Source organism: Staphylococcus croceilyticus, from assembly GCF_002902575.1.
Lineage (GTDB): Bacteria > Bacillota > Bacilli > Staphylococcales > Staphylococcaceae > Staphylococcus > Staphylococcus croceilyticus.
This window is the reverse complement of record NZ_PPRD01000103.1, coordinates 1-7,094: the sequence shown is the minus strand read 5'-3', so window position 1 is coordinate 7,094 and position 7,094 is coordinate 1. Positions and strand designations below refer to the sequence as shown.

Sequence of the window (7,094 nt, the reverse complement as noted above, 5' to 3'; positions counted from 1 at the left end):
TTATTATTGTGTTCGGTGTGTTAGGGGTAACGGCAATGATTACCCAAGATCCACCGCCATTATATTTTTATAATTTAACATTGAGCATTAGTTTTGTTGTGGCTCAATTTATAGTAATCGTAGCGTTTTTTACCTTACATAAATTTTATATTGCAGAGGTTGCGCGACGCCAATTTCATTTCGCTAAGCAGCGTTTAAGTATGATTATTGTCACAGGCATTATTGCTGTAATCGCTTATTATGGTGTTAACATGGCTGCTTCGATGTTCCCATCGCCTTTAGGTTATGACAAAACGCAAGCGCAAATTCGCTTAGAAGGATTGTTTAATCATCCTAGTGCCATCTTCTTTACCTTTATCACGATGGTCATTTTCCGACCCTTAATAGAAGAACTCATCTTTAGACATCTAATCATCCATGAATTAGGTAAACGATTTAGTATAGGATTTGTAATAACACTCAGTTTAATCATTGAAGTCATCACGCATGTGTATGACTTAATCTCTTGGCTAGAAATTGTACCCTATATGGTACTCTCACTCGGTGCTATCCTCGTTTATTTAAGAAGCGGTAAGAACTTGGCAGCGTCTTTCTTGTATCATAGCTCTGTACAATTGGTTATATTTATTATTACAATGATTGAGAGGTTTTTTTATTTTTGAAAAGTAATATCGCTTACTTTTCCGAGAATCAGAAGATAAGGAGAGACATATGACTTCGAAATACAATGATTCGCAACAGACAAATGAACAACCACCATTGAGGAATGAATTTGCTTCTAAGCGTGTAGTGAAAAGAGATTTCTGGCTTATCCCTGCATATCTAGGATTTAATATGTTATTTCCTATTGTATTAGTATCGATTACTATGATAGGTGTCGCGTTATTTGTTGGACACATGACAGAAAATCAATTTGAACGCATTTCTATGGCTTGGGCACAAATTTTTACTTTAATTGGTCAATGTTTAATATTATTATTGTTTTATTTGATGCATTATAAAACACTTATTCCCTTAGCCATTCAACGTTTTAAAGATTTAAAGAAACACATAGTCTTAATTATTATAGTATTAGTGGCAATGTATATATTACAGGGCGTTTATGGCTGGTTTATAGAATTATTGCCTGAGAAATATCAATTTGATGATACAACTAACAATAAAGCCATTGAACAATTATTTACGGTTAAATGGATATGGCCAATTCTATTTTTAGATATCGTCATTATTACGCCTATCGTTGAAGAACTATTATTTAGACATCTTATTATTCATGAATTAGGTAAGAAATTAACATATGTCGCAATGTATGTCGTTTCTATTTTGATTTTTGCTGGGTTACACGTGCTAGGCGCGACATCCCCCTTCGAAATAGGACCATATTTAATTATGGCTACTGGCTTTGTGATTGCCTATCATTTTAGTGGACGAAATTTAGCAACAACTATAACGCTACATATGATAAATAATTTTGTATCTTTTATAGCTATTATTGTTCCTATTATTGGAGGCAAATAATAGGGTATAAAGAAGTAAGACGTGTTTCAGACATTATTGTACTGAAATAAAACGTCTTACTTTTTTGTTTTATAATTACGTTTTTCAATTAAGAAATAAATTTATTTCTATAAAAAATTAAATTTAAATACTCAATAATTAGTAGTAGGATAGGACTAAGGAGGTCAGAAACCGATGTTATTAGAAATTAAAAATCTAAGTTATAAAGCGTCTCATCGTACAATTTTAAATAATATTAACTTCCAAGTGGATAAAGGTGAGACGATTGCTATAGTAGGTCCCTCAGGTAGCGGTAAAAGTACCTTTTTAAAACAAATCAACAATTTAATTAGCCCTACAAAAGGGGAACTTTATTTTAAAGGGAAACCGTATAGTGATTACAATCCTGAAACATTACGTTCCCAAATTAGTTATCTAATGCAACAAAGCGAATTGTTTGGAGAAACGATTGAAGATAATATGGCATTCCCAGCAATGGCACACAACGATGAATTTGATAAAGATAAAGCCAAAAAATTATTAGAAATGGTTAATTTAGGTGACTATTCTTTAGATTCAAAAATTGAACATTTGTCAGGTGGGGAACGTCAAAGAATTACGATTGCACGTCAATTGATGTATAAACCTGAAATGTTGTTGCTTGATGAATCTACAAGCGCTTTAGACACTCGAAATAAAGAAAAAATCGAAAAAATGATTTTTCAACTAGCTGATGAAGGTGTAGCTATCTTATGGATTACACATAGTGATGATCAAAGTATGCGTGATTTTCAAAAGAGAATTACCATTACTGATGGTGAAATAACTAAAGAGGAGGACTTACAACATAATGAGTAATACAGCCCTCTGCTTAACTGCCTTACTGTTATTAATTCCAATTATTATTTCTTACAAAGAAGGCTTACATATTATTAAAGATTTGGTAATTGCTTCTCTTCGTGCAGTTATCCAATTACTGATTTTAGGATTTATACTAAATTATATCTTCAAAATTGATGAAGCATGGATTTTAATATTAGCGGTATTAATCATTATTATTAATGCCTCTTGGAATACGATTAACCGTGCGTCGCCAGTGATGCACCATGTATTTATTATATCCTTTGTGGCGATTTTTGTAGGTACAGCGTTACCATTAGCAGCGACAGTCTTAGCTGGGGCGATTGATTTCAAAGCGAATGAAGTCATTCCGATTGGTGGTATGTTAGCAAACAATGGTTTAATTGCGATTAACCTGGCTTATCAGAATTTAGATCGTGCATTTGTAAAAGATATTGCCGGTATTGAATCGAAATTAACTCTTGCCGCTTCACCTAAGTTAGCTTCTAAGGATGCCATTAGAGAAAGTATTCGTTTAGCGATTGTACCAACAATTGATTCAGTGAAGACATATGGTTTGGTTTCTATTCCAGGTATGATGACTGGATTAATCATTGGTGGCGTGCCACCTTTACAAGCGATTAAATTCCAACTCTTAGTTGTGTTCATTCATACTACCGCAACGATTATGTCTGCCTTAATCGCTACATATTTAAGTTATAATCAATTCTTTAATGCACGTCATCAACTTATCGCACGTAATAACGATATCCAAGAAGATGACGAAGACGATAAATAATTTTCTTGAAAATGAAAAGTCAGTTTCCATTTAAAAATTAGAGCGGAAACTGACTTTTTGTATATATGATTAAGATTTATCGATAAGTGAGATATGAAAATGTACGCCAGTAGTAGGCAACACTTCAATACTTCCATCATGAAAGTGAACAGCATCTTGAATAATAGACAATCCCATACCATGATTAGCATTATCTTTTTTAGAAGTATAAGACTGCTTAATAAGGTCATCTAAGTTTGATTGAGGCAAGCCTTGTCCATCATCGATATAATCAATGATTAATATATTACTTTCTCTAGTAAAGTGAATTGTGATATTTGGGTGTTTATCATTATGTTCAATACTGTTATTAATTAAATTAATGAGTAAGCGTTCAAAATATAATTTATTACCATAAAACTGTGACTCGTTATCTAAATTAAATGATAAAGCCAGCTGTTGATACCCTATGATAGAGGCGATGCGTTCCACCGTTGCTTTTATAGGGAAGTTCTCTTTATCTTGTTTCATTTGTTGCGTTTCTAAATCAAATGATTGATTTAAACTATCGATTAACTCACTCATAAAAGTAGCTTTTTCAGAAATAAGTTGAACATAAGGTTGTGAGGCTTCATCAGTTTGAATTAATTTCGAATAGCCATAAATCGTTGTTAGAGGTGATTTTAAGTCATGAGAGATTTGGCTAATCCATTTCGTTTTATAGTAATTAATCTGATTATGATAAAACTTATCTGACAACATTTGTTGATTTAACTGACTCAACGAGTGATCCAATTCCGGATACGTTTTACGCTTTGTTCTCTTTCTCTTACGCTTTCTTTTTTGTTTAGACGTAGGTTGATACAACTTACCTTCAGATAAATTACCAATCCAGTCAATGTAATATGCTAAAGGTTTTGTTAAGCGCTTCGAAATTAAGAAAGCTGTAATTGCAACCAAAAGAATGTTTAATATAGTAAATCCAATTACTATTTTTAGGAAATTTATATTTGCCTCATGAAAATTATAGCCTAGGTCATATGAGTTTTCGTAATCTCTAAAACTTGAATTTTTTACAAATGAAAGTTTACCATTATTAATATTAAAATTGTAACGGTTAAAATCTTGAAGTGACAGACTGCTCAATAATTGAGATGTCTTAATTTGGTTATCATTAGTTATGTTTGGAGATTTAACTTTCTCACGATAAATGTAAACAAAATAAGTGTTGTGTTGGGTATTGATTGTGTTTGTATTATAAATATTATCAAGAACTTTATGTTTAATATTTTGTCCTTTTAAATGATTCGGATAAAGAATATCTCCATTCTTTTTTGTGAAATATAAATCGGCATTTTCTCTTTCAGCTAATTTTTTTAGTCTATCATTTGGAGTATCACTCATATTGGTTGTTTCAAAATATTCAGGACCAACTTCGCTTAAAGATGTGTATAGGTTAGTTACGAGATTAAATGTCATTAATCCAATAAAAATTAGAGAAAAAATAAAGTTAATAATAAAAAATACAGTAATATATTTTAAAAATTTTAAAGTGAAGCGCTTATTCATGTTGATCTTCCTTAAACATATAACCTTTGCCACGGACTGTTTTAATCATTTTAGGTTCATTAGGGCATGCTTCAATTTTTTTACGTAATGTCCGTATATGAACCATTAATGTATTATCATCAACGCCCGTATCATAACCCCATACTTTTGTGTAAAGTTGATTCTTAGTCAGTACCTGATTTTTATTGTTGATAAGATAAGTTAATAATTGGTACTCACGATTAGTTAAATTAACTATTTCATTATTTACATACACTTCCATGCTATTGAAGTTAATTTTCAAATTTTGATATGTATAAATTGGGCTAGACGTCTTATTTAAATGGAGAGACACTCTGTAATAAAGTTCCATTGGATCAAATGGCTTTTTAATGTAATCAACGGCACCATTTTCAAAACCTTTATAAACATCAATATGAGTGGTTTTAGCTGTAACAACGATTACCGCAGTTTTAGATAAATCTATATATTTTAACAGCTGATATCCATCTTCTGATTTTAAATTTAAGTCTAGAAGAATAACCTGATAATGTTGATTTAGTAGTTCATTTTTAGCTTCCTCAATATTAAATACAGATTGTACTGTCTCAATACCTTTAGTAGTTAATGATAATTTCATTAGTTCATTAATATCTTTATCGTCTTCAATAATAAGCACATTCTCATTCATTGCGAACACCTCATTATTTATCTTATAAAACTTTTAAATATTTAACTATTGTTGTATTCATGATTTAAGAAAAATTTAAGATAACGATAAGAAGTGCTTAAGTACAATAATTTAGCATGAAGTTAAATCGACATAAAAGGGGTTTGTACAAATGAAAAGATTATCTTATATTATCGGATTTCTTATTACTGTACTTGGACTATATAACATTTTGCGTTTAGGCTTTAGCTTAGTAGAAAATCATTTTAATTTAAACTTTGGAATCGATATTTTACTTCATAACAATTATGTGACTTATGGCACTATGATTGTATTAATTGTATTGATAATTGCTGAAACATTTGTAGAGCAATATCTAGAAGATAGAAACGATTTATCTTAAATTTTTTGTACAAAAATAAAAATGAATATTATAATAAAACAGTTACTAAGCTTAAAAAATAGCGGGTAGCTGTTTTTTTATGAAAAAATTTAATAATTTGGAAAGGAGATTTCTGCATGTCTATCATGCGTATAGCAACCTTTATCATTAGCGTCTTTATCGTCGGGATGGTTGAAATGATGGTCGCTGGGATTATGAATTTAATGAGCGATGATTTAGGCGTTTCAGAAGCTGTTGTTGGGCAACTCGTTACGCTTTACGCGCTGACATTTGCGATTTGTGGACCTATATTGGTTAAACTGACTAATCGTTTTGCGGCTCGCCCGGTGCTACTTTGGACTTTAGTCGTCTTTATTGTAGGGAATGTCATCATCGCCATTGCCCCGAATTTTACTATTTTAGTTATTGGACGAATTATTTCTTCTGCAGCTGCTTCATTAATTATCGTAAAAGTGCTTGCTTTAACTGCTATGCTAACTGCACCTAAGAACCGTGGGAAGATGATTGGCATTGTTTATACAGGTTTTAGTGGTGCGAACGTCTTTGGTGTGCCGATTGGTACAATGATAGGTGACTGGATTGGCTGGCGCTTTACATTTGTCTTCATTATTTTAGTCAGTCTGATTGCTGGGTTACTAATGATTAAATATTTACCTACTACTTCAGAACTCAATTATGCGAATCAACAATATAGTCATATTGATGAAAGTGGTCAGCAAACGTCTCATATTTTGAGACCTGCCGAAATCGTGAAATATCTGGCGATTACATTGTTAATCTTAATTGCTAATTCCGTGACATTTGTCTATATTAATCCGCTTATTTTGGAAAATGGACACAACATGGGCTTCGTTTCCTTAGCATTATTAGTTAACGGTGTCGCTGGTGTTGTAGGTACTTCAATGGGAGGCGTATTAGCAGATAAACTGACAAGTAAACGTTGGTTAATTATTGCGTTCTCAGTCTTTATCGTCATGATGATTATTATTAATTTAATATTATCTACTACGCTTCTATTATTAGTAGGACTGTTTATATGGAACATTGTTCAATGGAGTACGAACCCTGCGATTCAAAGCGGGCTTATTGAGCATGTAGAAGGTGACACAAGCCAAGTGATGAGTTGGAATATGTCTTGCCTTAATGCAGGCATTGGCTTTGGTGGAATTATTGGTGGCTTAGTTGTTTCTCACATGTCCGTTGAAGCGGTCACACTAGTTAGTGCATTTATAGGACTAGTAGGCTTAATCATAGTTCTTACTCTTAAAAATAGGTTCTATGAGAAATGCGGTTGATGAAACAAATTGATTGTTTCATTAACCGCATTTTTTGTATAAAAAGAGCGCAAATATCTCTAT

Annotated in this window: 8 protein-coding genes; 6 read left to right on the top strand and 2 right to left on the bottom strand. The window is 32.0% G+C overall.

What is annotated here, in order from left to right; all coding sequences use genetic code 11:
* From lnsB to CD128_RS10595, 4 genes are all read left to right on the top strand, one after another.
* Nucleotides 1-662 (top strand): CPBP family lipoprotein N-acylation protein LnsB (gene lnsB / locus CD128_RS10610; RefSeq protein ID WP_231917310.1); only part of this gene is annotated, 662 nt, incomplete at its 5' end.
* Nucleotides 663-711: 49 nt separating this feature from the next.
* Entirely contained in the window at nucleotides 712-1,518 is an 807-nt protein-coding gene (locus CD128_RS10605; RefSeq protein WP_103329867.1) for a CPBP family intramembrane glutamic endopeptidase, read from the top strand.
* 174 nt (nucleotides 1,519-1,692) lie between these two features.
* Complete coding sequence (locus CD128_RS10600; RefSeq protein WP_103329866.1) at nucleotides 1,693-2,355, top strand: ABC transporter ATP-binding protein; 663 nt, start codon at nucleotides 1,693-1,695, stop codon at nucleotides 2,353-2,355.
* A complete protein-coding gene (locus CD128_RS10595) occupies nucleotides 2,348-3,136 on the top strand; it encodes an ABC transporter permease (RefSeq protein WP_103329865.1) in 789 nt (262 codons plus the stop codon). Before CD128_RS10600 ends, CD128_RS10595 begins: the two co-directional genes overlap by 8 nt.
* A 69-nt stretch (nucleotides 3,137-3,205) precedes the next feature.
* Here CD128_RS10595 and CD128_RS10590 read toward each other — a convergent pair whose 3' ends face one another.
* Complete coding sequence (locus tag CD128_RS10590; RefSeq protein WP_231917309.1) at nucleotides 3,206-4,519, bottom strand: HAMP domain-containing sensor histidine kinase; 1,314 nt, start codon at nucleotides 4,517-4,519, stop codon at nucleotides 3,206-3,208.
* A 157-nt stretch (nucleotides 4,520-4,676) separates the two neighbouring features.
* Nucleotides 4,677-5,354: a response regulator transcription factor gene (locus tag CD128_RS10585; protein ID WP_103329863.1), complete on the bottom strand. Its 678-nt coding sequence runs from the start codon at nucleotides 5,352-5,354 to the stop codon at nucleotides 4,677-4,679.
* A 151-nt stretch (nucleotides 5,355-5,505) separates the two neighbouring features.
* Between CD128_RS10585 and CD128_RS10580 the strand changes: the two genes are divergently transcribed.
* Nucleotides 5,506-5,736, top strand: a complete 231-nt coding sequence (locus tag CD128_RS10580; RefSeq protein WP_103329862.1) for a hypothetical protein — start codon at nucleotides 5,506-5,508, stop codon at nucleotides 5,734-5,736.
* 116 nt (nucleotides 5,737-5,852) lie between these two features.
* Nucleotides 5,853-7,031 carry an MFS transporter gene (locus tag CD128_RS10575; protein WP_103329861.1) on the top strand — a complete coding sequence of 393 codons (1,179 nt, stop codon included), beginning with the start codon at nucleotides 5,853-5,855 and terminating at the stop codon, nucleotides 7,029-7,031.
* Nucleotides 7,032-7,094: the final 63 nt, after the last annotated feature.